Here is a 23,801-nt window from a genome sequence, read left to right on the forward strand (position 1 = left end):
ACGCTTAAGCAAACCCGCATACGCGATCCTCCGACCAACTGCCGTTCACGTCCCCCATGTCCTCCGCCTTCCGCCGTTCCAAGATGTTCCGCCGTTCCCGCGTCATGCGCGGCTCCTGGTCGGTGTGGAAACCGCGGATCGTGTTCTGGATCGGGGCGCTGATGATCGGCGTCGTCAGCGTCGGTTTTGCCTGGGCGGCAGATGCGGCCCACGGGCTGTTCACGGCGATGACGGCGGCTGGGCCGTATAACTTCCTCATTCCGCTTCTCCTGACACCGGCAGGCTTCGCGCTCTGTGCCTGGCTTGCCATCACCGCTTTTCCCAATGCGCAGGGCAGCGGCATTCCGCAGGCGATCGCGGCACGGCATCTGCGGCATGAGGATGACCGCAAGCTGCTGCTGTCACTGAAGATTGCGGCCGGAAAGATCGTGCTGACCGTCATCGGGCTGTTCTGCGGCGCTTCGATCGGCCGCGAGGGACCGACGGTGCAGGTGGGCGCCTCGATCATGCTGGCAGCCGCCCGGTTCGGCGGCATGGCGCAGGCGCGCGGGCTAATCCTCGCAGGGTCCGCCGCCGGCATTGCCGCCGCCTTCAACACGCCGCTTGCCGGCATCGTGTTTGCCATCGAAGAGATGAGCCGCACCTACGAGGCGCGCGCCAACGGACTGGTGCTGACCGCCGTCATCCTGTCCGGTCTCGCGGCGCTTGGGCTCGTCGGCAGCTATACCTATTTCGGCGAAACTTCGGTCATGGCGACAAGTCGGCTCGACTGGCTGATGGTCGCGCTTTGCGGTGTCGGCGGCGGTGCGCTCGGTGCAGGGTTCAGCGCCTGTGCCATCCGCCTTTCGCGCCGGATCCGCCGCTGGGCGCAGCCAAACGCGATGAGACGGATGACAGCACTTGCGACGGGCTGCGGACTGTTTGTTGCGGTGGTCGGCATCATCTCCGGCGGCGAGACCTTCGGCACCGGCTACGAACAGGCCCGCGCCATGCTGGAGGGCGATGCCGCTTCGCCGTTGTTCTTCATCGAAAAATTCGCAAGCACGCTCGCCTCGATGGTCTCGGGCATTCCGGGCGGCATCTTCGCGCCGTCGCTCTCGGTCGGCGTTGGGATGGGCGCCACGATCGGTTCGCTTGTCGGCGCCAGCGTCGCCCTGTCCGCTCTGCTCGGCATGGCAGGTTATTTCGCCGGCGTCGTTCAGGCGCCCATGACGGCCTTCGTCATCATCATCGAAATGACCGGCAATCATGAAGCCGTCATCCCGGTCATGGCGGCCTCGATGCTGGGCTATATCACGTCGCGCATGCTGTCGCCGGAACCGCTCTACCACGCCTTGTCGCGGCCGTTCATCGCTGCTGGATTGCGCGCAAGGCGAGCGGAGAGCCGACCGGGCTGAGCGATACCATCGGCTCAGTCCCTTGCGACATCCTCGTTCTTGTCCCACTGGCCGTCGATAAAGCGCAGCGCGTCGATGATGGTCAGCTTCCAGACCGACCAGACGTGATCGCCATCCGTGATGCGCAGCTCGGAGGGACGGCCGCCGGCCTGCAGGGTTTCGTGCAAGGCAACCGCGCCCCGCCAGAGGAAGAAACCGTCGTCATCGCCGCAGGTGATGAAGGTCGCCGGCAGGTCCGTCTGTTCGGCGATATGCTGGGCCACCAGCGTGAAGATGTTCTTTTCGTTGAACAGCCGGGCATCGAAGGGCGTGCCGAAGGCGCCGGAGAAATGGTCACCTGTCGAGGGCAGCACGACGCCGCTCGTCACCGTCGCGCGGTCGACACGGTGGAAGAAGGCGCTGTCCTCGATCAGCTTCAGGTCGGCCGGGGTCTTGTCGAGATCGGAGGCCGGGACATTCTGCCAGATGGCGCCGGACATGCTTGCCACCGCGCCATAGAGATCCCCATAGGCATAGGCGAGATGCAGGGCGCCGAAGCCGCCCATGGACAGGCCAGCAATCGCCCTGCCCTCGCGATCCTTGCGAACGGTCATGGTGTTCTCGATCTCGTGGCGCAGATCGGCGGTAATGGCGGTTTCGTAATCGCCGGGGCCGTCGACCGCGGCGGAATCCACGTACCAGCTGTTTGTCACGCCGGGCATGACGACGACGAGCGGACGGATGGTCTTTTCCGCGATCAGCCTGTCCAGCGTCGCCTGGATATCTCCAAGGTCACGCCAGCTGTTCTGGTTGCCATCGTGGCCGTGCAGGAGATAGAGCACCGGCCAGCCGCCCTGAGGCGCCTCGCCATCAGGTTTATAGACGTTGACGGGGAATTCGGCGCCCAGCGCGCCGCTGCGAAAACTCGCATCGGAGATCGTGCCGGCATCAGCCGACGTCGCCAAGCCCATGATGGCGACAACAGGCAAGGCGAGTTTTGAAAGCAGCGACATATCCAGCCCCATCCTTCGGACAGGGCTGGAACGTCGTTTCGAATGCGCCGGTTCCCACGTCGATGCGAGCGTGCGCTACTTGGTAAAGATTTTCCAGCGGGTAGGACGGAAGCGGGCTTCCGAACCGAGCTCGATCGGCGCGTGCAAGGGCACCTCGATTTCGACGTGATAGGGGTCGTGGCCATTGTTGGCGATGTCGATCTCGGCGATGCGGGTGCCGGCGAGACGGCGGGATGCCGTGACCTTGCCAAACAGCGCGTCCCTCTCTTCCGTCAGCACCACGTCTTCCGGGCGGAAGAACAGGTCGCCCGCCGTGTCCGCCTGACCCGATACGCCGATCGGTTCACCCTGAAACAGGACGGTGCCGTCCTTCACCTCGACTGGAAGATGCGAGGATTCGCCGATGAAGGAGAAGACGAAGGGTGATTGCGGGCGGTCATAAACATCGTCGGCAGACCCGACCTGCTCGATCTTGCCCTGGCTCATGACCACGACACGGTCGGCAAGTTCCAGCGCCTCTTCCTGGTCGTGGGTGACGAAGACGGTCGTGTGGCCGGTGCGATCATGGAACTCGCGCAGCCAGCGGCGCAGTTCCTTCCTCACCTTCGCATCGAGCGCGCCAAACGGCTCGTCGAGCAACAGGATGCGCGGCTCGATCGCCATGGCGCGGGCGAGCGCGACGCGCTGGCGCTGGCCGCCGGAGAGCTGGTTCGGATAGCGGTTTTCCAGCCCCGAGAGCTGCACCATGTCGAGCAAGTCGGAGACGCGTTTCCTGATCTCGGCCTTCGCCGGACGGCTGGCGGAGGGACGGACCTTGAGGCCGAAGCCGATATTCTCGGCCACTGTCATGTGGCGGAACAGGGCGTAATGCTGGAACACGAAGCCGACATTGCGCTCCTGCACCGAGTGATGCGAAGCGTCCTCCTCGCCGAAGAAGATCTGGCCGGCGGTCGGGAAATCCAGCCCGGCGATGAGGCGCAGCAGCGTCGTCTTGCCGGAGCCGGAGGGGCCGAGCAGCGCGATCAGTTCGCCCGACGCGATGTCGAGCGAGACATCGTTCAGCGCGGCGAAGCGGTCGAATTCCTTGCGGATGGTGTTGATGCGAACTTCCATGCGGGCTTTTGCCTTTTAATGTCTGCCGCCGGCTGCGCCGGCACCGAACCGAAGTTCGAGAAAGGTTTTCAATGCGAGCGTGACGAGGGCGAGCAGTGCCAGAAGCGAGGCCACCGCAAAGGCCGCAACCATGTTGTACTCATTATAGAGTATCTCGACATGAAGCGGCATGGTGTTGGTAAGCCCCCGGATGCGGCCTGAGACGACCGAGACGGCGCCGAACTCGCCCATGGCGCGGGCGTTACAGAGCAGCACACCATAGAGCAGGCCCCACTTTATATTGGGCAGCGTCACGTACCAGAAGGTCTGCCAGCCGGATGCGCCGAGCGACAGCGCTGCCTCCTCGTCGCCCGTGCCCTGGTCCTGCATCAGCGGGATAAGCTCGCGCGCGACAAAGGGGAAGGTCACGAAGACGGTGGCGAGCACGATGCCCGGCACGGCGAAGAGGATCTCGATGCCATAGCTCTTCAGGAACGGCCCAAGCAGACTGCCGGAGCCGAACAGCAGCACGTAGACGAGACCCGAGATGACTGGCGAGATGGAGAATGGCAGGTCGATCAGGGTGATGAGGAATGCCTTGCCCTTGAACTCGAACTTGGCGATGGCCCAGGAAGCAGCCAGACCGAAGATCAGGTTGAGCGGCACGGCGATGGCCGCCACCAGCAAGGTCAGCTGGATGGCCGCCCAGGCATCCGGCTCCAGCAAAGCTTCCTCATAGGTCACCCAACCCTCGCGAAACGCTTCGAAAAAGACGGAGACGAGAGGCAAGAAGAGGAAGAAGGCGAGGAAGACGAGCGAGACCGCGACGAGGAGCAGCTTGGTCGTGAAGCTTTCGTCGGCAGGGTTGCGGAAGGAGATGCGGCGGTTCTCAGACATTCCCGTACCTCCTGCGGCTCCAGGCCTGGATGAGGTTGATCACCAGCAGCATGGCAAATGAGATCAGCAGCATGATCGTCGCAATCGCGGTGGCTCCGGCATAGTTGAACTCTTCCAGCCGGATGACTATCAGGAGGGGCGCGATCTCCGAGACGTAAGGGATATTGCCTGCGATGAAGATGACCGAGCCGTATTCGCCGACGCCGCGGGCGAAGGCGAGCGCGAAGCCGGTGAGGATCGCAGGCGTCAGGCCGGGCAGCAGGACCTTGAAGATGGTCTGGAAGCGGTTGGCGCCCAGCGTCGCTGCCGCCTCCTCCACTTCCTTGTCGATCTCCTCCATGATCGGCTGCACGGTGCGCACCACGAAAGGCAGGCCGATGAAGATGAGGGCGATGACGATGCCGATCGGGGTAAACGCGATGCGGAAGGGCATGAAGATGGAGCCGATCCAGCCGTTCGGCGCGTAGAGCGAAGCAAAGGCGATGCCGGCCACTGCCGTCGGCAGGGCAAACGGCAGGTCGACCATGGCATCGATCAGGCGACGGCCGGGAAAGCGGTAGCGGGTGAGCACCCAGGCGAGCAGCGTGCCGAAGACGACGTTGACGAGGGCTGCGATGAAGGCCGTGCCAAACGAAACGTAGAGCGCCCGAAGCGTCCGTTCATCGGAAAGGATGGAGAAGAAGCCCGACCAGCCGAGTTCGGCCGTTCGCCAGAGCAACCCGGCGATGGGGATGAGGATGATCAGCGACAGGTAGGCGAGCGAAAAGCCGAGCGTCAACCCGAAACCCGGGATGATGCTCGGCTGTTTTACCCGCCACCGTGCCGGAGTGGCAGCGGTGGTAATGGTCATTCGGTTTCCGACTTACTTGCCCGGCTTGTAGATCTGGTCGAAAATGCCGCCGTCGCCAAAGTGTTCCGGCTGCGCCTTCTTCCAGCCACCGAAAATGGGATCGTCGATGGTGACGAGCTTGATGTCCGGCAGCGCCTTCAGGAGATCCGGCTCGACGACGTCACGCTTCGAAGGACGATAGAAATGCTTGGCCGCAATGTTCTGTCCCTCGTCGGAATATAGGTACTGGAGATAGGCTTCGGCCACCTTGCGGGTACCCTTGGCGTCAACCGTCGCATCGACGACGGCGACCGGCGGTTCTGCCAGGATGGAGATCGGCGGAACGACGATGTCGAAGGCATCCTTGCCGAACTCCTCGCCAGCCAGATAAGCCTCGTTTTCCCATGCAAGCAGAACGTCACCGATCTGGCGCTGCGCGAACGTCACCGTCGAGCCGCGGGCGCCGGTATCGAGAACCGGAGCGCGCTTGTAGAGATCGGCGATGTAAGCCTTGATCTTGTCCTGGTCGCCCTTGAACTCTTCATTGGCCCAGGCCCAGGCGGCGAGATAGTTCCAGCGGGCGCCACCGGAGGTTTTCGGGTTCGGGGTTACGATCTGCACGTCGCCCTTCACCAGATCGCCCCAGTTATGGATGCCCTTCGGATTGCCCTTGCGGACGAGGAAGACGATCGTGGACGTGTAGGGCGAAGAGTTGTTCGGCAGGCGGGAACGCCAGTCCTCCTTGATCTTGCCGGTCTTCTGGATTGCGTTGATATCGCTTTCCAGCGCCAGGGTGACGACATCGGCTTCGAGACCATCAATCACCGAGCGCGCCTGGGCGCCGGAACCGCCATGCGACTGGCGGATGGTGACGTCCTCACCGCTTTCGGCCTTCCAGTGCTTGGCAAAGGCGGCGTTGAAATCCTTGTAGAGCTCGCGGGTCGGATCGTAGGACACGTTGAGGAGCTGGCTGTCGGCAAAGGCCGGCGCGAAGACGCCGGTGGTCAGCGAAAGGCTGAGCGCGACAATGCCCAATCTCCGGAAAAAGTTCTGCATGAGGATCCCTCCTGTGGTCTCGGGCTAAACTCTATCGGTCAGGTCGTCTTAGTCAATTCGCGGCGAAAAGAAGGCAAAACTGTTTCTCTTTGACGGGTTTGCTGGGCAAAGAATGCGTTCCGTGAAGGTGATAAGGCAGAACGGCAGACACGGGAAAAGCCGCTCAGGCGAAATGGCAATCCGGCTATCCTGCCTCCCTTGACGCCCGATCCGGTGCATCAAAGCGGCGGCTCAGAAACACTTCGGTATGCCTCACCGACTCGGGCACATCCCGAAAAGGCGGGCACAGCTCCAGACCAAAGGCGCGATAGAGCGCTACGGCATCGGTCATGTAGATCGTGGTATGGGCCAGAAGCCTGCGTCTGCGGCGAAACCCGATATCCGCCATCACCGACTGCATCAAAGCACGGCCTATGCCCCTCCTGCGCAAGGCGGGCGCGACGAAAAATCTATGCAATTCGTCCGAGAGATCATCGAAGGGCGAGAAGGCAAGGCATCCTGCCGGGGAGCCCGCCCATGTCGCAAGGAACAGACCGGCGCCATCCCGCAGGTAGCGAGCGGCTAGGCTCGTCGCGGTCTCGCCGTGATAGAGATCCATGACGATATCTGGATCGACGCCATAGGCCTGAACCATCGCCATGTCCCATTCGGCGAGCTCCTTGCACAAAGCGGACGCCGCCTCGAAATCCTCCGGAGATTTCGCGATGGACACGGAGAGCATACCTCATCCTCGGTTGCGCATAAGCACATTAGCACAACCGCATCAGCATCAACAGGCATGGGTCGAGCCCGAGGCGGCATCCTTGGAAGCCCGGCAGCCTCAGCGATACAAAGCCACGAAGAGGTTGTTGGCTGGCATCGAAACGATCTGCTCGCGCTTGAAGCCAAAATCGTGGGCAAGTGCGATCACGTCGTCAACGCGGCGCACGCCCCATTCCGGGTTTCGCTCCCTCAGCGACGCATCGAAGGCGATGTTGCTTGGCGCAGTCTCCACGCCTGCCTGCTCGAACGGGCCGTAGACGAAGAGCGGCTGGCTGGGCTTGAGCAACCTGGCGCTTCCCGCGATCAGACCCTCAGTCGACGACCAGGGGCTGATATGGACCATGTTGATGCAGAGCACCGCATCGACCGTCTCTATCGGCCAAGCGGAGGCGCCTGCATCGATGCTCAGCGGCGCCAGAAGGTTCGACAGGCCGGCATGCTCCCGCCATGCCTCGATCGAGGCCAGCGCATGGGGATCGGGGTCACTCGGTTGCCAGTTCAGGTGCGGGAACAGGCCGGCGAAATAAACGGCATGCTCGCCGCTTCCGCTTGCCAGTTCCAGAACGACGCCGTTACGCGGCAAAAGATCGTCCAGCACCGCGGCGATGGCCTCGCGATTGCGCTGGACGGCCGGCGCGAATTTGCGCCCTTCTCCCTCGGCCTCGGACGCAAGCCAGGGCTGAGCTGCTGCAGTTTCGGATGACATGGTCGGATCCTCTCGATCGCAGGGCGGCGTCCAATTCAACCGCTGAGAGCGATTACCTACGGCTTTGCTAATATCGGGGGATTTCATAAACCCACCGCTATTGTTACATCTGCAATTCCCGAGCGGTATCCATGCGCGGATCCGCAGCCCTAGGCTGTCAGCAACTCGCGGACCTTGGCGGGATTCTGCTCGCCGGCGCCTTCGATCGCGTCGGCGATCGTGGTGTTGAACAGCACGTCGCGGGTAGCATCTGCCACGCGGGCAAAGACGTGGCGGATTTCGCAGAGGTGTTCCCCGTCGCAATCGTCGCATTTGCGGTAAGCGGTCTGGGAGAGGCAGGGAAGCGGTGCGATGGGTCCGTCGACCAGACGCAGAACTTCGCCGAAGGTGATCGCATCCGCAGGCTTCAGGAGCAGATATCCGCCCTGCTTGCCGCGCCGGCTCACGACGATGCCGGAGCGCTTGAGGTCGAGCAGGATCTGTTCCAAAAACTTCTTCGGAATGCTCTGCTGGACCGCGATCTCCGAAATCAGCATCGGCTCGTCCTGGTCGGCCTGCGCAAGGGCGGCGAGCGCCCTCAACGCATATTTCGCTCTCTGGGATATCATCACGCAACCATCAACAGCAGCGCCGCCGCGAGGCCGATTTGAGGTCCCCACGCCGTCGCTCAATCATCGAATTCCACGGACATCCACAAGCTTCGAACGGGCTTGGCGGGTGTTCGTTCGCAAGCGGCAATCCCGCATTGCAAAAATCTACCTCCGGCATAGCTCAAACAGCCTGAAAATACAAACCAATGCGGGCACTTGAGCCCGCAAAAACAGTCACATTTGGTTAAGGCGTCAGGTTTTCTGTGTGCGCCGCGCTTTCTAGAGATATTTGCTCCCCAGCGCGACCCGAAGAAACGCCTGTTTCTCGCAATCTCCTTCCCACGTGGCGATAATCCAGCAATTGCTGATGAAAGAAGAAACATGACATCGCATGAAGTGATTGAGCGTAACGCGTATGCCAAGGGTGCAGAAACCCAGGCAGCAGACCTCGACCGTCGGCTGGGCGATCTCGATCTCGCAGGCCGTCTTTCCGCTGCCGCCGAATTCGGCCACGCGGTCTTCACGACATCGCTGGGCATAGAGGACCAGGTGATCACCGCCTCAATCGGCGCCCATCGCCTGCCGATCGAGGTGTCGACGCTGGAGACCGGGCGTCTGTTCAAGGAAACCGTCGACCTGATTTCGGAAACGGAAGATCGCTACGACATTTCGATCCGCCGCTTCCGGCCCGAGCAGGATGATATCGACGCCTATGCGGCAAGGTATGGCCTGAACGGCTTCTACGACAGCGTTGAAGCCCGCCATGCCTGCTGTCATGTCAGGAAGCTCGCGCCGCTCGCCAAGGCGTTGAGCGGAGCGCAAGTGTGGATCACCGGCCTTCGCCGCGGCCAGTCCGGCAATCGCGCAACCACGCCCTTTGCCGAATACGATGCCGAGAGAAATCTCATCAAGGTCAATCCGCTCGCCGATTGGGACATCGACACCATCAACGCCCATGTGGCGGCGGAAGAGATCCCGATCAATCCGCTGCATGCCCGTGGCTATCCCTCGATCGGCTGCGAGCCCTGTACCCGCGCCATCAAGCCCGGCGAACCCGAACGCGCCGGCCGATGGTGGTGGGAAAACGACGAGAAGCGCGAATGCGGCCTGCATGTGCCGGAAACAGCGTCTCAGCCGATATCGGCCTCAGCACCCTTGGCGAGTTCCATCGCCCGCTAGGCTCCGCCTCTTCACTCTTTGTGTGTAACGTCCGACTACCGGAGACCGAAATGTCCCTGTCCGTACAGGAAACGGAAATCAAGAACCCGCCCGTTTCCCGCCCGCCGCTCGATCCGCATCTCAAGGCTCTCGAAAACGAAGCGATCCACATCTTCCGCGAGGTCGCCGCCGAGTTTGAAAATCCGGTCATGCTCTATTCGATCGGCAAGGATTCTTCCGTCCTTCTGCATCTCGCCCGCAAGGCCTTCCATCCGGGTCGCGTCCCCTTCCCGCTTCTGCATGTCGACACGACCTGGAAGTTCAAGGAGATGATCGAGTTCCGCGACCGCATCGCCGAGGAATACGACCTCGACCTCGTGGTGCATACGAACAAGCGCGGCAAGGAAGAAAACATCACGCCGTTTACCCGCGGCTCGGCCTTCTACACCGACGTGATGAAGACCGAAGCGCTGAAACAGGCGCTTGATGCCGGCGGCTATGACGCTGCCTTCGGCGGCGCCCGACGCGACGAGGAAGCCTCGCGTGCCAAGGAGCGCATCTATTCCTTCCGCACGCCTGACCACAAATGGGATCCGCGCAACCAGCGGCCGGAACTGTGGAACATCTATAACGGCATGATCAAGAAGGGCGAGAGCGTACGCGCCTTCCCGCTGTCGAACTGGACCGAAGTCGACATCTGGCGCTACATCCAGGCCGAAGACATTCCACTCGTGCCGCTCTACTACGCCGCCGAACGCCCCTATGTGGAGCGCGACGGCATGATGATCCTGGCGGAAGATCCGCGGCTGGAACTACTGCCCGGTGAAGAGATCAAGCACGGTTCGATCCGTTTCCGCACGCTCGGCTGCTTTCCGCTGACCGGTGCGATCCGTTCGACCGCCTCGAACCTCGAGGAAGTGATCGCCGAACTGGAAATCGCCACCGTCTCCGAACGCCAGGGCCGCGCCATCGACCGCGACCAGTCCGGCTCCATGGAAAAGAAGAAGCGCGAGGGATATTTCTGAGATGAGCGCCACAGCAACCGCGACCAACGCCTCGCCGGCCACTTCGGCCAATGTCATCCCTTTCGCGGAATCGGCCGCTCGCGTCTCCTCCCGCGACACGAGGCCGCTCAGGCTGATCACCTGCGGCTCCGTCGACGACGGCAAGTCGACGCTGATCGGCCGGCTGCTTTGGGATACCAAGGCCGTCAAGGAAGACCAAGCGGCGACGCTTGCCCGCGACAGCGGCAGCCAGAACGACCTCGGCCTGCCCGACTTCGCCCTGCTGCTCGACGGCCTACAGGCAGAACGCGAACAGGGCATCACGATCGACGTAGCCTATCGTTATTTCTCGACGGATCGTCGTTCGTTCATCGTCGCCGACACGCCCGGCCACGAGCAATATACCCGCAACATGGTGACGGGAGCCTCGACCGCCGACCTCGCCATCCTGCTGGCCGATGCACGCGCCGGCCTGCTCGAACAGACGCGCCGCCATGCGACGATCGCGGCCCTGATGGGCATCAAGCAGTTCGTGCTGGCGGTCAACAAGATCGACCTGATCGACTACGACAAGGCCGTGTTCGAAAAGATTGCCGCCGAGTTCCGCGAATTCGCGCTGGCGCTCGGCGTGCGCCAGATCACCGCCATTCCGATGTCGGCGCTGAAGGGCGAAAATGTCGTTCTTGCCGGCGGCCAGGCCATGCCCTGGTATGACGGCCCGACACTGATCGAGGCGCTGGAACTGGCGACGACCCGTTCGACCCAGGCCGGCGGCTTCCGCCTGCCGGTGCAGCGCGTCGTGCGCCCGGGCGAGAGCTTCCGCGGTTACCAGGGTACGGTTGCCGGTGGTTCGATCAAGCCGGGTGACAGCATTGCGATCCTCCCTTCCGGCACGGTCGCGAACGTCAAGCAGATCGTCACCTTCGACCTGGTGCGAAACGCGGCCGTCGCCGGTGACGCGATCACTTTGGTCCTGGATCGCCAGGTGGACGTCGCCCGCGGCGACGTCATCGTTTCGATCGACAACCAGCCGATGACCGGTACCGCCTTCGATGCGCAGATCGTGGCCCTGCAGCCCGGCGGCATCGAACCCGGCAAGCGCTACTGGCTGAAGAGCGGTTCGCGCCGCCAGCGCGTTGTCGTGGAGCCCCTCTCCCAGCTCGATCTCCAGACCGGCCAGTGGAAGCCGCATGCCTCGGCTTTCGGAATGAATGCGATCGGCAAGGCGCATCTCGCCTTCGAGGAACAGGCGGTCTTCGACACCTACGAGCAGAACCGTTCGACCGGTGCCTTCATCCTGATCGACCCGGATTCGCTGAACACCGTCGCAGGCGGCATGATCACGGCCAAGCGCGCCGAACTCGGCGGCATCCATCGCGACCGCGACGGTGACCGCCAGCGGGTGGTGCTGTCACTGCCGGCAGATCTTGCCGAACAGCTGATGACCAGCGAGCTGTTTGCGAGCCGCCGCGACGAGGCAGATATCCGTCGCATGACGGCGAGCGAGGCAGCCGAGATCTTCAAGGACGTCGGCAGCGGCATCTGATTTCTGAAGGAGGATGGCGGTGGCCTGCAGCAATGCGGGCCACCGTACTGCTATCGATCAGGCGGTGGGTTGTCAGACGACGCCGACGCGAAGCAGGTCGTGGAAATGGATGATGCCGATTGGGCGACGGTCTTCGTCTACGACAAGCAGTGCTGCGATGCTATGCTTGTTGAGCAGAGCCATTGCCGCCGTCGCCAGGGAATCCTTGGCGATCGTCTTCGGGTTCTTCGTCATGGCGTCGTCGACGAGCATCACGCCGAGATTGCCGTCGAGATGACGGGCAAGGTCGCCATCCGTCAGCACGCCGCAGAGACGCCCGTCCTCATCCAGCACGCCGACGCAGCCAAAACGCTTGGCCGAGAGTTCGTGGATGGCGTCCGGCATCGACGCGCCCTTGCGCACGAGCGGCAGACGATCCCCGGTATGCATCAGATCGCTGACGTGGGAGAGCATCGCACCCAGCTTGCCGCCGGGATGGTAGACGCGGAAATCGGTTGCGGAGAAGCCGCGTGCCTCGAGCAGGGCGACCGCCAGCGCATCACCCAAAGCGAGCTGCATCAGCGTCGAAGTGGTCGGCGCCAGTCCATGCGGACAGGCCTCCTGGGCCTTCGGGAGCAGCAGGACGATATCGGCCTCGCGGGCCAGAGTGGACACCTCTCCAGAGGTCATCGCGATCAGCGGAATGGAGAAGCGGCGGGTGAAGGAAACGATGCCCTGCAGCTCGGCCGTCTCGCCGCCCCAGGAGAGCGCCAGCACGACGTCGCCGGCGGTGATCATACCGAGATCACCATGATTGGCCTCGACCGGATGGACGAAGAAGGCCGGCGTGCCCGTCGATGCAAGGCTTGCAGCGATCTTGCGACCGATATGGCCGCTCTTGCCGATACCGGTGACGATGACACGGCCATCTATACCGCCGATCATTTCGGCCGCACTGCGGAACGCTTCACCCAGTCCCTCACGCAGAGAACCTTCGAGCGCATCGAGCCCCTGTTTCCCGAAAGAAATCGTCCGCAACGCGGAATCGATCACGTCATGTTCTACTAGTTGAAGGGCTCGCTTGATCATCGAGACGTCTTATCCCCTTTGCACGCTCAAGTACACGCCTTTCGCATCCGGCGCGGTTGCGGACAACAGCCAAAAGTGCGCGAAGGCAGGTTGTGTGCAGCTTTCTGGCATCCGCCGCCCGTGGCGAGGAAACGCGATGTCACCAATCCAACATATACATATTCAAACCCTCACCCACCGTGCTATGCAGCCGCAACGAGCAAGAAGGCAACGAGACCGGTCGTGGACATTTTGAGATCGCATATGCGGGTGGTTTTCGCATTCATCGTGCGCGAAATCGCCTCCCGTTACGGACGAAGCCCGGGTGGCTATCTCTGGGCCATCGTCGAGCCGGTCGCCTATGTCGGGATGATGAGCGTTCTCTTCGGCGCGCTGGCACGGGCACCCGCAATGGGGACATCGTTTCCGCTCTTCTTCGCCACCGGTTTCATCGCCTACAGCATGTATAACGGCATGGTCGTCTATCTGTCGTCGTCGATCTCCGCCAACAAGAACCTGCTGCAATATCCGCTAGTCGCGCCGATTGACCCATTCGTCGGTCGGGCACTCCTGCAAGGCCTGACCTCGGTCGTGGTTGCCGCTGTCATACTCTGGGGCGCATGGCTGACCGAGCCGCATCCACCGGCAATCAACTGGGCGGCGCTGATAGAGGCGACCTTCTTCGCATGGACACTGGCAGCAGGGGTTGCGTTGACGAATATCGTCCTTTTCGAGCGCCTGAAAATCTACGAGAAGATCTTCGGTATCATCACCAGGCCACTGTTTCTGCTTTCGGGCGTTTTTTATGTCCCGAGCCAGATGCCGCATCCATTCCAGGACATTCTCCTCGCCAATCCGATCGCGCAGATCATCGTCCTGTTTCGCGAAGGCTTTTACGGCGCCAACGTGACCGACGGGTTCGACATGAGCTATCTTTTCTGGTGGGCTCTGGCTGCGGTCTTCGCGGGCGTCTTCACGTTTACCATGTGGCCGGTCGGACGCCTGCGGACCTGATCAGCGGAGGATGTTTTCCGGCCAATGACGGCAACGGGTGCCGACGGCGCAGGACCACCGATCGCATCGGCAAGACGAACCCGGCACAATCCCCAAAAGAAAAAAGCCCGCATATGCGGGCTTTTTCGACTGGTCGGAGTGGCAAGATTCGAACTTGCGACCCCCACGTCCCGAACGTGGTGCGCTACCAGACTGCGCTACACTCCGTGACCAGCGGCGCCTCTATAGATCAGCCGTACTTGTCGCACAAGCTCCCATTTTGAAAAAAATGCGACAGCCGCCCCGATCCTCGGAAAGACGGCCTGCAATGCGTTGCAAAAAAGCGGCGCATCGAAGATTTGATGCCCGGCAGCTCAGCAAGATCGTGACGCGCCGGCAAAATCTGCTAGCTCAGGACGGAATACTTCCGCTGCAAAACCATAGATCAGGATATCAACGATCATGCGCCAACGCCTCATCGCCGCGACCGCTCTCATCGCCTTCACGCTTACCGGCTGCACCACGGTCAGCGTTGCCGCAAACCCGATCAGCAAGACCTGGGTCGGCCGCTCGGCGGGCGAATTCTTCGCCACGTACAATCCGCCGCTCAGTGACACCGACAGCGGCTCCTCGACAATCTATAACTGGCGCGGCGGCTACAAGCGAATCAAGCAGCAGAGCGGGCGGACCGCCAGCGTCAGCTGCTCGGCAAAGCTTACGGTCTCCGACAGCTACGTGATCCGCGATATCACCATCACCTCGGACCGTCCGGGCGCCAATGGCCCGAGCTATTGCGAAGAGCTTCTGGCAGGCAAATGATTGTACGAGGCCGGGCCGATCCCGCTTCGAGACGATCGGCCCGTATCATCCCCGGTCCTGCCGGGACACTTCTTGGGCCAATACCAGTGCCCGCGTCGAATAAGCTGGCTTATCTCGTTCAAAAGACATAATTTCAGCGGACAGGCGCTGCCGAAGTCGAAGCAAGGTGACGACAGGATTGAACTATCTACAGACCCATAGCCGGGTAGTGTCCGCTCTGCTCATCCGCGAAATGTCGACGCGGTTCGGCAGCAAGCCGGGTGGTTACCTATGGGCGCTGCTGGATCCGATTTCCCATGTCGCCTTCCTTTCGGTAATCTTCATGGCGATCGCCCATACGCCCCCGCTCGGGACAAGCTTTCCGCTGTTCTTCGCTACCGGCTATATCGGCTTTCAGTTCTACCAGGCGAGCGCCGGTTATCTGAATACGGCCGTCACGTCCAACCGGTCGCTCCTGACCTATCCGAACGTTGCGCCGATCGATACGGTTTCGGCACGCCATCTGTTGCAGCTGATCACCACGATCATGGTCGGGGTCTGCATCCTTTGGCCGCTCGTAGCAACGATGAGGATTCAGACCTCGATCAACTATCTTCACCTGATGGAGGCCGCGATCGTGGGAAGCACGATCGCGCTCGGGGCAGGCCTTGCCAACAACGTGCTCTTCATCAAATACCCGCTCTATGAAAAGATATTCGGCATCCTGAGCCGTCCGCTTTTCCTGATCTCGGGAATTTTCTACCTGCCCGACGCGCTGCCGCCGCTGGCCCGCGACGCGATATTGTTCAATCCGCTTGCGCATATCGTGATGCGGTTCAGGATGGGTTTCTATCCCCAATACCGGGCGATGGGATATGACGGCGAGTATGTGTGGACCGTCGCGCTCGTCATGTTGTTTATCGGCATTCTTATGTTCACCATGTTCAGGCGAGCACTGAGGGCACGATGATACGTCTGGAAAACGCAACCAAACTTGTCCGCATGAAGGGCGTCAGGAAGACGATCATCGAGAATGTGACGATGACCATTCCGCGCGGCAAGAGCGTCGGACTTCTGGGACGCAACGGAGCGGGAAAGTCCACCCTGCTGCAGATCATCGCCGGTACGCTCGACCTGGATAACGGCCGCATCGTGCGCAAGGGCAAAGTTTCGTGGCCACTCGGCTTCCAGGGCAGTTTCCAGGGCAATCTCTCCGGGGAGCAGAATGTCCGCTTCGTCGCCAGAATCTACGGGGTAGATACCCAGGAGCTTGTAGATTATGTTGCGGAATTCGCTGAACTGGGCGTGTTCTTTCAGGCGCCGGTTCGTACTTACTCCTCGGGGATGAAAGCCAGGCTTGCCTTCGGTGTCAGCATGGGCGTGAAGTTCGACTACTATCTGGTTGACGAAATCACCGCCGTCGGCGACACCAACTTCAAGCGCAAATCGCAGCAGGTCTTTAAGGAACGGTTAAGCGATTCTGATGTGGTAATGGTCTCACATAGTCCATCAACCCTTCGAGACTATTGTCAGACCGGGATCGTGCTGGAAGACGGGAAATTGACTTACTATGATGATCTTGAAGAGGCGATTGCCGCCCATGAAGGCAATCTGAGAGGGCGCCAGTGACGGAACTTGCATCAAGAACGAATACGGGCGACCTTCCTGATCATCGCGTGGCTCAGGAAGCCATGACGGAACCGCCTCCGCGCAACCTGCGCCTCCTTCAGGCGCTGCTCGACACCCCGACGATCAAGCCTGTCGTCGAGCGTGTCACACCGCCGGAATCAGCACCGTCGACCGAGGCCGCAAAGAGCAAGCGCGGTTTCATCAGCAAGCTGAAACTCAGGCATGCGATCATAGGCATCGGATTCGTCGCGCTTGTCGCCATTCCGACCGCCGTCACCACAGCATACATGGCTTTCGTTGCTTCTGACCAGTATCACAGTTCGGTCTCGTTCTCGGTGCGCAGCATCGATTCGATGCAGGCGACGGATCTGCTCGGGATGTTTTCGCAATCGTCCGCGGGAAGCACCGTCTCTGATTCCTACGTGCTGCTCGACTTCATCCTGAGCGAGCGGATGGTTCAGCTGGTCGACGAGGCGTTCGGCCTTGACCGCATCTATGCGCCGCGCGGCACGGATTACTATTTCGGCCTGAAATCGGGGCTCCCGATCGAAGACCGGCTCACCTACTGGCAGAGCATGGTCGATATCAGCTTTGACCATAGCTCGGGCATCATGACCCTGGAGATCAAGGCTTTCGAACCGGAGACGGCGCAGAAAGTGGCTAGCTTCGTCGTCGCGCAGAGCGAAAAGCTGATCAACGAACTGTCGGTGATCGCGCGCAACGAGACGCTGAAAGTAGCCCAGACCGAGGTTTCCAACGCGGAAGGACGCCTGTACCAGACCCGTGCGGCCGTGAGATCCTATCGCGACCAATCGCAGGAAGCGGATCCGGTCGAGGGCGCAAAGCTTGCAGCTCAGCTGGTGGCATCGCTGGAGCAGCAGTTGGTCGAGTTGCGGACCGGCCTTTCCACCGCGCTTACCCAGATGGGTGAAAATACACCGCGTGTGCGGGTGATGCGCTCGCAGATCGCCAGCCTCGAGAAGCAGCTCGAACGCGAACGCCAACGGTTCGGCAGTGGTTCGGCCAGCAAGCAGGGACGCAGCGCCAATCAATTCGGCGACGTCGCGGGCCGCATCCAGCAATACGAGAACCTCCAGACGCAGAACGAATTCGCCGAGCGCGCCTATACGTCCGCACTGGCGGCCCTGGAAAAGGCGCGCGTCGATGCCGCTGCAAAGCAGCGCTATCTGGCCGTGTTCATCAAGCCGACACTGTCCGAATTCGCCCAATATCCGCACCGCATCATGGACACGCTTCTGGTCCTGCTCGGATCGCTGCTGATCTGGGGCGTGCTCGTGATGGGCTATTACAACATTCGCGACAGAAACTGATTTACAGGCCTACGGGCTGACCGATCGCAATGAATGAGGGCGTGGCGGCGATGGCGGCCACGCCCTCTGCTTTTCCGGGCCGATGCCATGCACAAGCACGCAAAAGGCTGCCCTTGCGTTCGGCAAGATCGACGTTGCCACGTCCTGATGGAATAGATGCGCTGGGTGAGAAAGTTGTGGCTGGGGCGCCAGGATTCGAACCTGGGAATGCCGGTACCAAAAACCGGTGCCTTACCGCTTGGCGACGCCCCAATGCGAAGGCGGCAAATCGATTGCAAGCCGCCCGGCAGGCGCCTGATCTAGCAAAGCTTTGGCGCCCTCTCAACGGCTAACTTCATTTCGCTTTCCATTTTCCGAAAGTGTTTTTGCGCAATTGGCTTCGGAACCTGTGCCTGGCCGGCCTTCTCACCGCAATCCTGCCTCCGCTCCGGCGACAATGGGCTTCCAAGGGGTGGGCGGCAGGAGCAAAACGTCGTAATGGCGGGAGACAATGCATGCCGCTTGAATTTGCAGCAGGCACTATCGGAAACCAAGGCATCGAGCGGGCCTGATCGACATGGCAGACGACATTGACTTCGACACGGCGTTCCTGCCGTCCTATGGCGTGGCAGTGCCCGTCGCCTCCGGCGTCCAGCGGCTGACGGTCAACAACCCCTCCCCGTTCACTTTCCACGGTACGAATAGCTATATCGTCGGCGGATCCTCGGTCGCCGTCATCGATCCCGGCCCGGATGACGACGCACATTTCGAGGCATTGATGCGGGCGCTTGATGGCCGCACAGTCAGCCACATCTTCGTCAGCCATACCCATCGGGATCACTCGCCGCTTGCAAGGAGATTGAAGGCCGAGACCGGTGCTCTGACTGTCGCGGAGGGACCGCATCGCGCCTCCCGCCCCGTGCACGAGGGAGAGGTCAATCCCTTCGCCGAAAGCGCCGATACGGATTTCCGGCCGGACATCGCACTTGCCGATGGCGCTGCGATCGAAGGCGATGGCTGGACGCTGTCGGCTATCCATACGCCGGGACATACCGCCAACCATTCCGCCTTCTCGCTCGATGGTACGGGCATCCTGTTTTCCGCCGATCACGTCATGGCCTGGGCGACCACGATCGTTGCCCCGCCTGATGGCTCGATGGCGGATTTCATGCGGTCCATCGACAAGCTGCTCATGCGCGATGACCGCATCTTCCTGCCGGGCCATGGCGGGCCGGTGCGCGAGCCTGCATCATTCCTGCGCGGCCTGCGCACCCACCGCCGCATGAGGGAGCGTGCGGTGATGGAACGCATCATCGCGGGAGACCGGACAATCCCCGACATGGTCAAGGCGATCTACGTGAAGACCGATCCGAAACTGCACGGTGCGGCGGCGCTCTCGGTCCTCGCGCATCTGGAAGACCTGATCGAGAAGGGACGCGTGGTCAGCGACGGCGCACCCTCGCTCGCAGGCAGCTACAGCCCTGCCTGAGGGGATCAGCCGCCGGCGAGCCCCAGCAGTTCGGTATCCAGCCGGTCGAGAAAATCCTCGGCAATCTCTTCGCCGAAGCCGAGGTCGTGCGGCCCGTAGCGAGAGACGACACGGATATCGACGGACGTGGTCTCGGCATCCTCCCGGAGACGAATGACGACGTCGAAGCGCAGGCCGGCAATCAACGTGCGGGTCTCACCCTGCAGGAGCACATCGCCGACATTGCCGAAATCCGCATCCAGCGAGGGTTCTGGCCTTGGCATGGGAACCGGGGCGACATCGGGCACCGGGGCCTGGTCATCCTTCGCGCCGGCACGTTCGGACAGATCCGGCTCGACGAGGGCGAGGCCCTGATTGCGGCGGATGGAAATCCGTGCCGACACCGCCGCCTTGCGTACGCCCTCGTAGACCCGGTCGAGCGCGCCCTCGTATCGGCGGCCGGTCAGGCCGGAATAGGCGGAGAGCTGGACGCGACGCTCGCCCGCGCTGACAGCTGCCGGGCGCGGCAGCCATTGCTGGGGCGCATGCGGCTCGGCGATGAAGCTCGGAGGATCGCCAATGTCGGTGGAGATATCGTAGAGCGGCGGCAGCGTGTAATACTGGAGAGCGCCATAGGCGACGGTGCCGATCGGCAGTGCCGCGTAGATGAGGCCCTTGGTCGCCGCAACGCCGCCTTCTGCCCCCACCTGCCAAAGACGCGCAAGGCCGATCAGCGAGAACGGCAAGGAGGCCGCGGCGATCGCCGCGGACAGAAACAGCAGCGCCAGAAAATCCGGCTCCCTCAGCGGGCCGAAGCGATGAGCAAGCACGACGATGGCAAATAGCAGGAAGGCCGACAGAGCGAGGCGCCGGCCGAGATAGGCGGAATGGGAAACGGGCCGGACGAAGCGGACTGTCATGGAGGCGGCGCAACCTTAATGCTCGAACACTGTCTGTAAGCCGCGCCCGGCGACACTACAGCAAAGTCATCCTCATCTTGTACGGCAGGTAGAGTTGAATTGGAATCCCGAAGCATGATTGCAGGGGCCAATTCATCCATCAAAGCATGTCGAATTTTTCATTACAAATCCAACCAAGGCCAAGCATTTTCACGCCCGGCGCCCTAGATAAGAAGAGTGCGGTTCCGCGCGCGACTTGACGGAGTTCGAACGATGCGTCCCCAACGCTTTCTCATCCCTTCCCTTCTGCTTGTGCTCCTCGCTTCCTGCCAGACAATGACACCGGAGGAGCGGCGAGCGGCGGATCAGCAGACCTGCGCCAGCTATGGCTTCAAGGCGCGGACGGATGGGATGGCACGCTGCCAGCTGGACCTTGAGCTTGATCGCCGGGCACGGCTGCGTTCGCTTTCGGCCTATGACGATCCATTTTACTGGCACGGCCCGGCCTTCGTCGGGCGGCATGGCTTTTACCGGTATTGAACGACACTATTCGATCCTGGTCCCTTCGGGGCTGGCCGCCTATCGGTCGTATCATAGCAATGCCAAGATGATCTCAACCGCGCCGTTTGTCGATCGCTGCCTGGGCCGCGGCCAACCGGGCGACCGGCACGCGGAAGGGTGAACAGGAGACATAGTCGAGATCGGCATTCTCGCAGAAGCGGATGGAAGCCGGGTCGCCGCCGTGTTCGCCGCAAATGCCGAGCTTGAGATCCGGCTTGGTCCGACGCCCGCGCTCCGCCGCCATCTGGATAAGCTCGCCGACGCCGTCGAAATCGAGCGACACGAAGGGGTCGTGCTCGATGATGCCCTTGCGCTGATAGGTCGGAATGAAGGTCGCGGCATCATCGCGGGAAATGCCGAATGTGGTCTGCGTCAGGTCGTTGGTGCCGAAGGAGAAGAAGTCCGCCGTTTCCGCGATGACATGGGCGCGGATTGCGGCACGCGGCAGTTCGATCATCGTGCCCGCTAGATACGCGATGGATCGGCCGGTTTCCCTGGACACTTCGGCAGCGACCGCGTCGATCACGCCCTTCACGTAATCGAGCTCTGCGCGCAGGCCGACCAGGGGAACGAGGATTTCCAGTTCGACCGGCTCACCCGTTACGCCGGCGGCCTCGGTCGCGGCCTCGAAGATGGCACGCGCCTGCATCTCGGCAATCTCGGGGTAGGAAATCGCCAGTCGGCAGCCGCGGTGGCCGAGCATCGGGTTGAACTCGTGGATCGCGTCGATGCGCCGGGCGAGGAAGGCGGGCGGCATGCCCATGGCACGCGCCACGTCCTCGATCTCCGCCTCGGTCTTGGGCAGGAATTCGTGCAATGGCGGATCGAGAAGACGGATCGTGACCGGCAGGCCGTGCATGATCGAGAAGATCTCAGTGAAATCCGACCTTTGCATCGGCAGAAGCTTTGCGAGAGCAACGCGGCGTGCCGGCTCGTCTTCAGCCAGGATCATCTCGCGCATGATGTGGATGCGCTCGCCCTCGAAGAACATGTGCTCGGTTCGGCAGAGCCCGATGCCCTCTGCGCCGAAGGAACGCGCGGAACGGGCGTCCTGCGGGGTATCGGCATTTGTCCTGACCGACATGCGGCGTGCCTTGTCAGCCCATGCCATCAGCTTGCCGAAATCGCCGGAGAGTTCCGGCTGCAGCATGGCGACACGGCCCTTCAGCACTTGGCCGGAAGAGCCGTCGATAGTCACGACATCTCCCTTCCTCAGCGTGACACCGCCGATGCCGATCAGAAGCTCGTTGCGCAGGTCAACGCGCATGGAGCCGGCGCCGACGACGCACGGGATGCCCATGCCACGGGCGACGACTGCGGCGTGGCTTGTCATGCCGCCGCGGGTGGTCAGGATCGCCTCGGCAGCGTGCATGCCATGGATGTCCTCCGGGCTCGTCTCGATACGCACGAGAATGACGCGGCGGCCCTCGGTCTCGGCCTCCACCGCCTGTTCGGCGGTAAAGACGATCTCGCCGGTGGCAGCACCCGGCGAGGCGGGCAGGCCAGAGCCCAGTATGTGTCGTTCCACCTTGGGATCGATGGTCGGATGCAGAAGCTGGTCCAGCGATGACGGCTCGATGCGGCAGACCGCCTCCTCTTCGGAGATGACCCCTTCGGCGACGAGATCCGCGGCGATCTTCATTGCGGCCTTTGTCGTGCGCTTGCCGGTGCGCGTCTGCAGCATCCACAGCTGTCCGCGCTCGACGGTAAATTCCACGTCCTGAAGGTCGCGGTAATGGGTCTCCAGCCTTTCGCAGGTCGCCCGGAACTCGGCAAAGGCTGCCGGCATCAGCTTTTCCATCGACGGCCTGTCGGAGCCGGAGGCCAGACGCCCCTCCTCCGTGATGGATTGCGGCGTGCGCATGCCGGCGACGACATCCTCCCCCTGAGCGTTGACCAGGAACTCGCCATAGAGCGCCTTTTCCCCGGTCGAAGGGTTGCGGGTAAACGCCACCCCTGTCGCCGATGTGGAACCGAGATTGCCGAAGACCATGGCCTGAACATTGACGGCCGTGCCCCAACTGTCAGGGATGCGATGCAGCGTGCGATAGGTCTTGGCCCGGGCATTGTGCCAGCTCGAAAACACCGCCGCGATCGCCTTCCACAACTGCACGTCGGGATCCTGCGGAAAGCTCTCGCCGAGCTCTTCTTCGATCAACTGCTTGTAGAGATGGACGACATGCTGCCACTCCACCGCCGAGAGATCGGTGTCATGCTCGTGGCCCAGGGAGCCTTTCTGATCTTCGAGGATTTCCTCGAAGATCTCGTGATCGAGCCCCATGACGACATCGGCATACATCTGGATGAAGCGGCGGTAGCTGTCCCAGGCGAAACGGGCATCGCCCGAATCATGGCCAAGCGCCTGCACCGTCGTGTCGTTGAGGCCGAGATTGAGAACGGTATCCATCATGCCCGGCATGGAGGCCCGGGCGCCGGAACGGACGGACAGAAGCAGGGGACGCTCGCCGCCGCCGAAGACACGGCCGGTCCTGGCCTCGATCGTCTTGATGCCGGCCAGAACCTGGCTCTTCAGTTCGTCACAGAGCTTTTTTCCGTTGTCGAAGAAATCGTGGCAGGCGTCGCAGATGATCGTCAGGCCGGGAGGAACCGGCAGGCCGAGGCTTGCCATTTCCGCGAGATGGGCGCCCTTGCCCCCGAGCAGGGCGGTATCCGCAGCACGGCCATCCGCCTCGCCTCCTCCAAACAGATAAACCCATTTCGTCATGCCTGCCTCCCCGCGCATCTTTCCCCCGCATTTGCAGATTTTGCAATAGGTTAGGAATCCAACAGGGCAGGATTATGTTGCAGCGCAACATAACAACAGAGCGACGATGGAGGAGGAGGAAAATAAAAAGGCTTTGCGGGGCCGGATCACACTCGGCCCCGCAAAGCCTTCCGCACGGGACAGGAAACCCGCGCGGGGGGTTGCATCCGTCAGGATGGCTTTCGCACAGAAGTGCGCCCCAGCCCCCAACGAATTCGCTAATTCATGTACTCATATACCGCATTTCGCGCATCACCCATATAGGTGAATTGACGTATTTATGATGACAATAAATCGATTTAT

At 61.8% G+C, this 23,801-nt stretch carries 22 protein-coding genes and 2 tRNA genes; 11 read left to right on the top strand and 13 right to left on the bottom strand.

The window, feature by feature from the left end:
- The first annotated feature begins 56 nt into the window (after positions 1 to 56).
- Positions 57 to 1,397, top strand: a complete 1,341-nt coding sequence (locus BM216_RS07780; RefSeq protein WP_092997507.1) for a chloride channel protein — start codon at positions 57 to 59, stop codon at positions 1,395 to 1,397.
- A gap of 14 nt (positions 1,398 to 1,411) precedes the next feature.
- Here BM216_RS07780 and BM216_RS07785 read toward each other — a convergent pair whose 3' ends face one another.
- The 8 genes from BM216_RS07785 to BM216_RS07820 form a co-directional block, all read right to left on the bottom strand.
- Entirely contained in the window at positions 1,412 to 2,347 is a 936-nt protein-coding gene (locus BM216_RS07785; RefSeq protein ID WP_092998466.1) for an alpha/beta hydrolase, read from the bottom strand.
- Between the two features lie 117 nt (positions 2,348 to 2,464).
- Positions 2,465 to 3,502, bottom strand: coding sequence for a sulfate/molybdate ABC transporter ATP-binding protein (locus BM216_RS07790; RefSeq protein ID WP_092997510.1), 1,038 nt, complete (start codon positions 3,500 to 3,502; stop codon positions 2,465 to 2,467).
- Positions 3,503 to 3,517: 15 nt separating this feature from the next.
- Positions 3,518 to 4,378, bottom strand: a complete 861-nt coding sequence (gene cysW / locus BM216_RS07795; protein WP_092997513.1) for a sulfate ABC transporter permease subunit CysW — start codon at positions 4,376 to 4,378, stop codon at positions 3,518 to 3,520.
- On the bottom strand, positions 4,371 to 5,228 hold the full coding sequence (gene cysT, locus BM216_RS07800; protein ID WP_092997516.1) for a sulfate ABC transporter permease subunit CysT: 858 nt from the start codon (positions 5,226 to 5,228) through the stop codon (positions 4,371 to 4,373). The genes cysW and cysT overlap by 8 nt, the downstream gene beginning before the upstream one ends.
- A gap of 12 nt (positions 5,229 to 5,240) precedes the next feature.
- Positions 5,241 to 6,263, bottom strand: a complete 1,023-nt coding sequence (locus tag BM216_RS07805; protein WP_092997519.1) for a sulfate ABC transporter substrate-binding protein — start codon at positions 6,261 to 6,263, stop codon at positions 5,241 to 5,243.
- A gap of 184 nt (positions 6,264 to 6,447) precedes the next feature.
- Positions 6,448 to 6,984: a GNAT family N-acetyltransferase gene (locus BM216_RS07810; protein ID WP_244530117.1), complete on the bottom strand. Its 537-nt coding sequence runs from the start codon at positions 6,982 to 6,984 to the stop codon at positions 6,448 to 6,450.
- Positions 6,985 to 7,083: 99 nt separating this feature from the next.
- The gene (locus BM216_RS07815; protein ID WP_092997522.1) at positions 7,084 to 7,731 is read right to left on the bottom strand and encodes a DUF938 domain-containing protein; all 648 of its coding nucleotides are present in this window, start codon (positions 7,729 to 7,731) and stop codon (positions 7,084 to 7,086) included.
- A 149-nt stretch (positions 7,732 to 7,880) separates the two neighbouring features.
- Positions 7,881 to 8,339 carry an RrF2 family transcriptional regulator gene (locus tag BM216_RS07820; protein ID WP_092997525.1) on the bottom strand — a complete coding sequence of 153 codons (459 nt, stop codon included), beginning with the start codon at positions 8,337 to 8,339 and terminating at the stop codon, positions 7,881 to 7,883.
- Between the two features lie 363 nt (positions 8,340 to 8,702).
- Between BM216_RS07820 and BM216_RS07825 the strand changes: the two genes are divergently transcribed.
- The 3 genes from BM216_RS07825 to cysN are packed head-to-tail and all read left to right on the top strand — an operon-like array spanning position 8,703 to position 12,029.
- Entirely contained in the window at positions 8,703 to 9,500 is a 798-nt protein-coding gene (locus BM216_RS07825) for a phosphoadenylyl-sulfate reductase (protein ID WP_092997528.1), read from the top strand.
- A gap of 50 nt (positions 9,501 to 9,550) precedes the next feature.
- Complete coding sequence (gene cysD / locus BM216_RS07830; protein ID WP_092997531.1) at positions 9,551 to 10,504, top strand: sulfate adenylyltransferase subunit CysD; 954 nt, start codon at positions 9,551 to 9,553, stop codon at positions 10,502 to 10,504.
- A gap of 1 nt (position 10,505) precedes the next feature.
- A complete protein-coding gene (gene cysN, locus BM216_RS07835) occupies positions 10,506 to 12,029 on the top strand; it encodes a sulfate adenylyltransferase subunit CysN (protein WP_092997534.1) in 1,524 nt (507 codons plus the stop codon).
- Positions 12,030 to 12,101: 72 nt separating this feature from the next.
- Here the strand turns inward: cysN and BM216_RS07840 are convergent, their stop codons facing one another.
- Positions 12,102 to 13,097 carry a KpsF/GutQ family sugar-phosphate isomerase gene (locus BM216_RS07840; protein ID WP_092997537.1) on the bottom strand — a complete coding sequence of 332 codons (996 nt, stop codon included), beginning with the start codon at positions 13,095 to 13,097 and terminating at the stop codon, positions 12,102 to 12,104.
- Between the two features lie 222 nt (positions 13,098 to 13,319).
- Between BM216_RS07840 and BM216_RS07845 the strand changes: the two genes are divergently transcribed.
- Complete coding sequence (locus tag BM216_RS07845; RefSeq protein WP_244530118.1) at positions 13,320 to 14,090, top strand: ABC transporter permease; 771 nt, start codon at positions 13,320 to 13,322, stop codon at positions 14,088 to 14,090.
- Between the two features lie 130 nt (positions 14,091 to 14,220).
- Here BM216_RS07845 and BM216_RS07850 read toward each other — a convergent pair.
- Positions 14,221 to 14,297, bottom strand: a tRNA-Pro gene (locus BM216_RS07850).
- A 234-nt stretch (positions 14,298 to 14,531) separates the two neighbouring features.
- Between BM216_RS07850 and BM216_RS07855 the strand changes: the two genes are divergently transcribed.
- The 4 genes from BM216_RS07855 (at position 14,532) to BM216_RS07870 (ending at position 17,827) form a co-directional block, all read left to right on the top strand.
- Entirely contained in the window at positions 14,532 to 14,888 is a 357-nt protein-coding gene (locus tag BM216_RS07855) for a hypothetical protein (protein ID WP_092997543.1), read from the top strand.
- Between the two features lie 178 nt (positions 14,889 to 15,066).
- Positions 15,067 to 15,837: an ABC transporter permease gene (locus BM216_RS07860; RefSeq protein ID WP_092997546.1), complete on the top strand. Its 771-nt coding sequence runs from the start codon at positions 15,067 to 15,069 to the stop codon at positions 15,835 to 15,837.
- A complete protein-coding gene (locus BM216_RS07865; protein ID WP_092997549.1) occupies positions 15,834 to 16,496 on the top strand; it encodes an ABC transporter ATP-binding protein in 663 nt (220 codons plus the stop codon). Before BM216_RS07860 ends, BM216_RS07865 begins: the two co-directional genes overlap by 4 nt.
- 62 nt (positions 16,497 to 16,558) lie before the next feature.
- A complete protein-coding gene (locus BM216_RS07870; protein ID WP_143102751.1) occupies positions 16,559 to 17,827 on the top strand; it encodes a KpsE/RkpR family capsule polysaccharide export protein in 1,269 nt (422 codons plus the stop codon).
- Positions 17,828 to 18,004: 177 nt separating this feature from the next.
- Here BM216_RS07870 and BM216_RS07875 read toward each other — a convergent pair.
- A tRNA-Gln gene (locus BM216_RS07875) sits at positions 18,005 to 18,079 on the bottom strand.
- 304 nt (positions 18,080 to 18,383) lie between these two features.
- Between BM216_RS07875 and BM216_RS07880 the strand changes: the two genes are divergently transcribed.
- Positions 18,384 to 19,295: an MBL fold metallo-hydrolase gene (locus BM216_RS07880; RefSeq protein WP_092997555.1), complete on the top strand. Its 912-nt coding sequence runs from the start codon at positions 18,384 to 18,386 to the stop codon at positions 19,293 to 19,295.
- 5 nt (positions 19,296 to 19,300) lie between these two features.
- Here the strand turns inward: BM216_RS07880 and BM216_RS07885 are convergent, their stop codons facing one another.
- Positions 19,301 to 20,194 (bottom strand): DUF1499 domain-containing protein, encoded by an 894-nt coding sequence (locus BM216_RS07885; RefSeq protein WP_092997558.1) that lies wholly within the window; start codon positions 20,192 to 20,194, stop codon positions 19,301 to 19,303.
- A gap of 252 nt (positions 20,195 to 20,446) precedes the next feature.
- On the opposite strand from BM216_RS07885, the gene BM216_RS07890 reads away from it, so the two are divergent.
- Positions 20,447 to 20,713 (top strand): hypothetical protein, encoded by a 267-nt coding sequence (locus tag BM216_RS07890; RefSeq protein WP_092997561.1) that lies wholly within the window; start codon positions 20,447 to 20,449, stop codon positions 20,711 to 20,713.
- 73 nt (positions 20,714 to 20,786) lie between these two features.
- Here BM216_RS07890 and ppdK read toward each other — a convergent pair whose 3' ends face one another.
- The gene (gene ppdK / locus BM216_RS07895) at positions 20,787 to 23,459 is read right to left on the bottom strand and encodes a pyruvate, phosphate dikinase (protein WP_092998470.1); all 2,673 of its coding nucleotides are present in this window, start codon (positions 23,457 to 23,459) and stop codon (positions 20,787 to 20,789) included.
- Positions 23,460 to 23,801 lie beyond the last annotated feature (342 nt).

This window comes from Rhizobium sp. NFR07 (assembly GCF_900111905.1).
Taxonomy (GTDB): Bacteria; Pseudomonadota; Alphaproteobacteria; order Rhizobiales; family Rhizobiaceae; genus Neorhizobium.

Coding starts and splice junctions, on each gene's coding strand:
- BM216_RS07780 (WP_092997507.1), top strand. CDS start 57: ATGTCCTCCGCCTTCCGCCGTTCCAAGATGTTCCGCCGTTCCCGCGTC.
- BM216_RS07785 (WP_092998466.1), bottom strand. CDS start 2,347: ATGGGCTTGGCGACGTCGGCTGATGCCGGCACGATCTCCGATGCGAGT.
- BM216_RS07790 (WP_092997510.1), bottom strand. CDS start 3,502: ATGGAAGTTCGCATCAACACCATCCGCAAGGAATTCGACCGCTTCGCC.
- cysW (WP_092997513.1), bottom strand. CDS start 4,378: ATGTCTGAGAACCGCCGCATCTCCTTCCGCAACCCTGCCGACGAAAGC.
- cysT (WP_092997516.1), bottom strand. CDS start 5,228: ATGACCATTACCACCGCTGCCACTCCGGCACGGTGGCGGGTAAAACAG.
- BM216_RS07805 (WP_092997519.1), bottom strand. CDS start 6,263: ATGCAGAACTTTTTCCGGAGATTGGGCATTGTCGCGCTCAGCCTTTCG.
- BM216_RS07810 (WP_244530117.1), bottom strand. CDS start 6,984: ATGCTCTCCGTGTCCATCGCGAAATCTCCGGAGGATTTCGAGGCGGCG.
- BM216_RS07815 (WP_092997522.1), bottom strand. CDS start 7,731: ATGTCATCCGAAACTGCAGCAGCTCAGCCCTGGCTTGCGTCCGAGGCC.
- BM216_RS07820 (WP_092997525.1), bottom strand. CDS start 8,339: ATGATATCCCAGAGAGCGAAATATGCGTTGAGGGCGCTCGCCGCCCTT.
- BM216_RS07825 (WP_092997528.1), top strand. CDS start 8,703: ATGACATCGCATGAAGTGATTGAGCGTAACGCGTATGCCAAGGGTGCA.
- cysD (WP_092997531.1), top strand. CDS start 9,551: ATGTCCCTGTCCGTACAGGAAACGGAAATCAAGAACCCGCCCGTTTCC.
- cysN (WP_092997534.1), top strand. CDS start 10,506: ATGAGCGCCACAGCAACCGCGACCAACGCCTCGCCGGCCACTTCGGCC.
- BM216_RS07840 (WP_092997537.1), bottom strand. CDS start 13,097: ATGATCAAGCGAGCCCTTCAACTAGTAGAACATGACGTGATCGATTCC.
- BM216_RS07855 (WP_092997543.1), top strand. CDS start 14,532: ATGCGCCAACGCCTCATCGCCGCGACCGCTCTCATCGCCTTCACGCTT.
- BM216_RS07865 (WP_092997549.1), top strand. CDS start 15,834: ATGATACGTCTGGAAAACGCAACCAAACTTGTCCGCATGAAGGGCGTC.
- BM216_RS07870 (WP_143102751.1), top strand. CDS start 16,559: ATGACGGAACCGCCTCCGCGCAACCTGCGCCTCCTTCAGGCGCTGCTC.
- BM216_RS07880 (WP_092997555.1), top strand. CDS start 18,384: ATGGCAGACGACATTGACTTCGACACGGCGTTCCTGCCGTCCTATGGC.
- BM216_RS07885 (WP_092997558.1), bottom strand. CDS start 20,194: ATGACAGTCCGCTTCGTCCGGCCCGTTTCCCATTCCGCCTATCTCGGC.
- BM216_RS07890 (WP_092997561.1), top strand. CDS start 20,447: ATGCGTCCCCAACGCTTTCTCATCCCTTCCCTTCTGCTTGTGCTCCTC.
- ppdK (WP_092998470.1), bottom strand. CDS start 23,459: ATGACGAAATGGGTTTATCTGTTTGGAGGAGGCGAGGCGGATGGCCGT.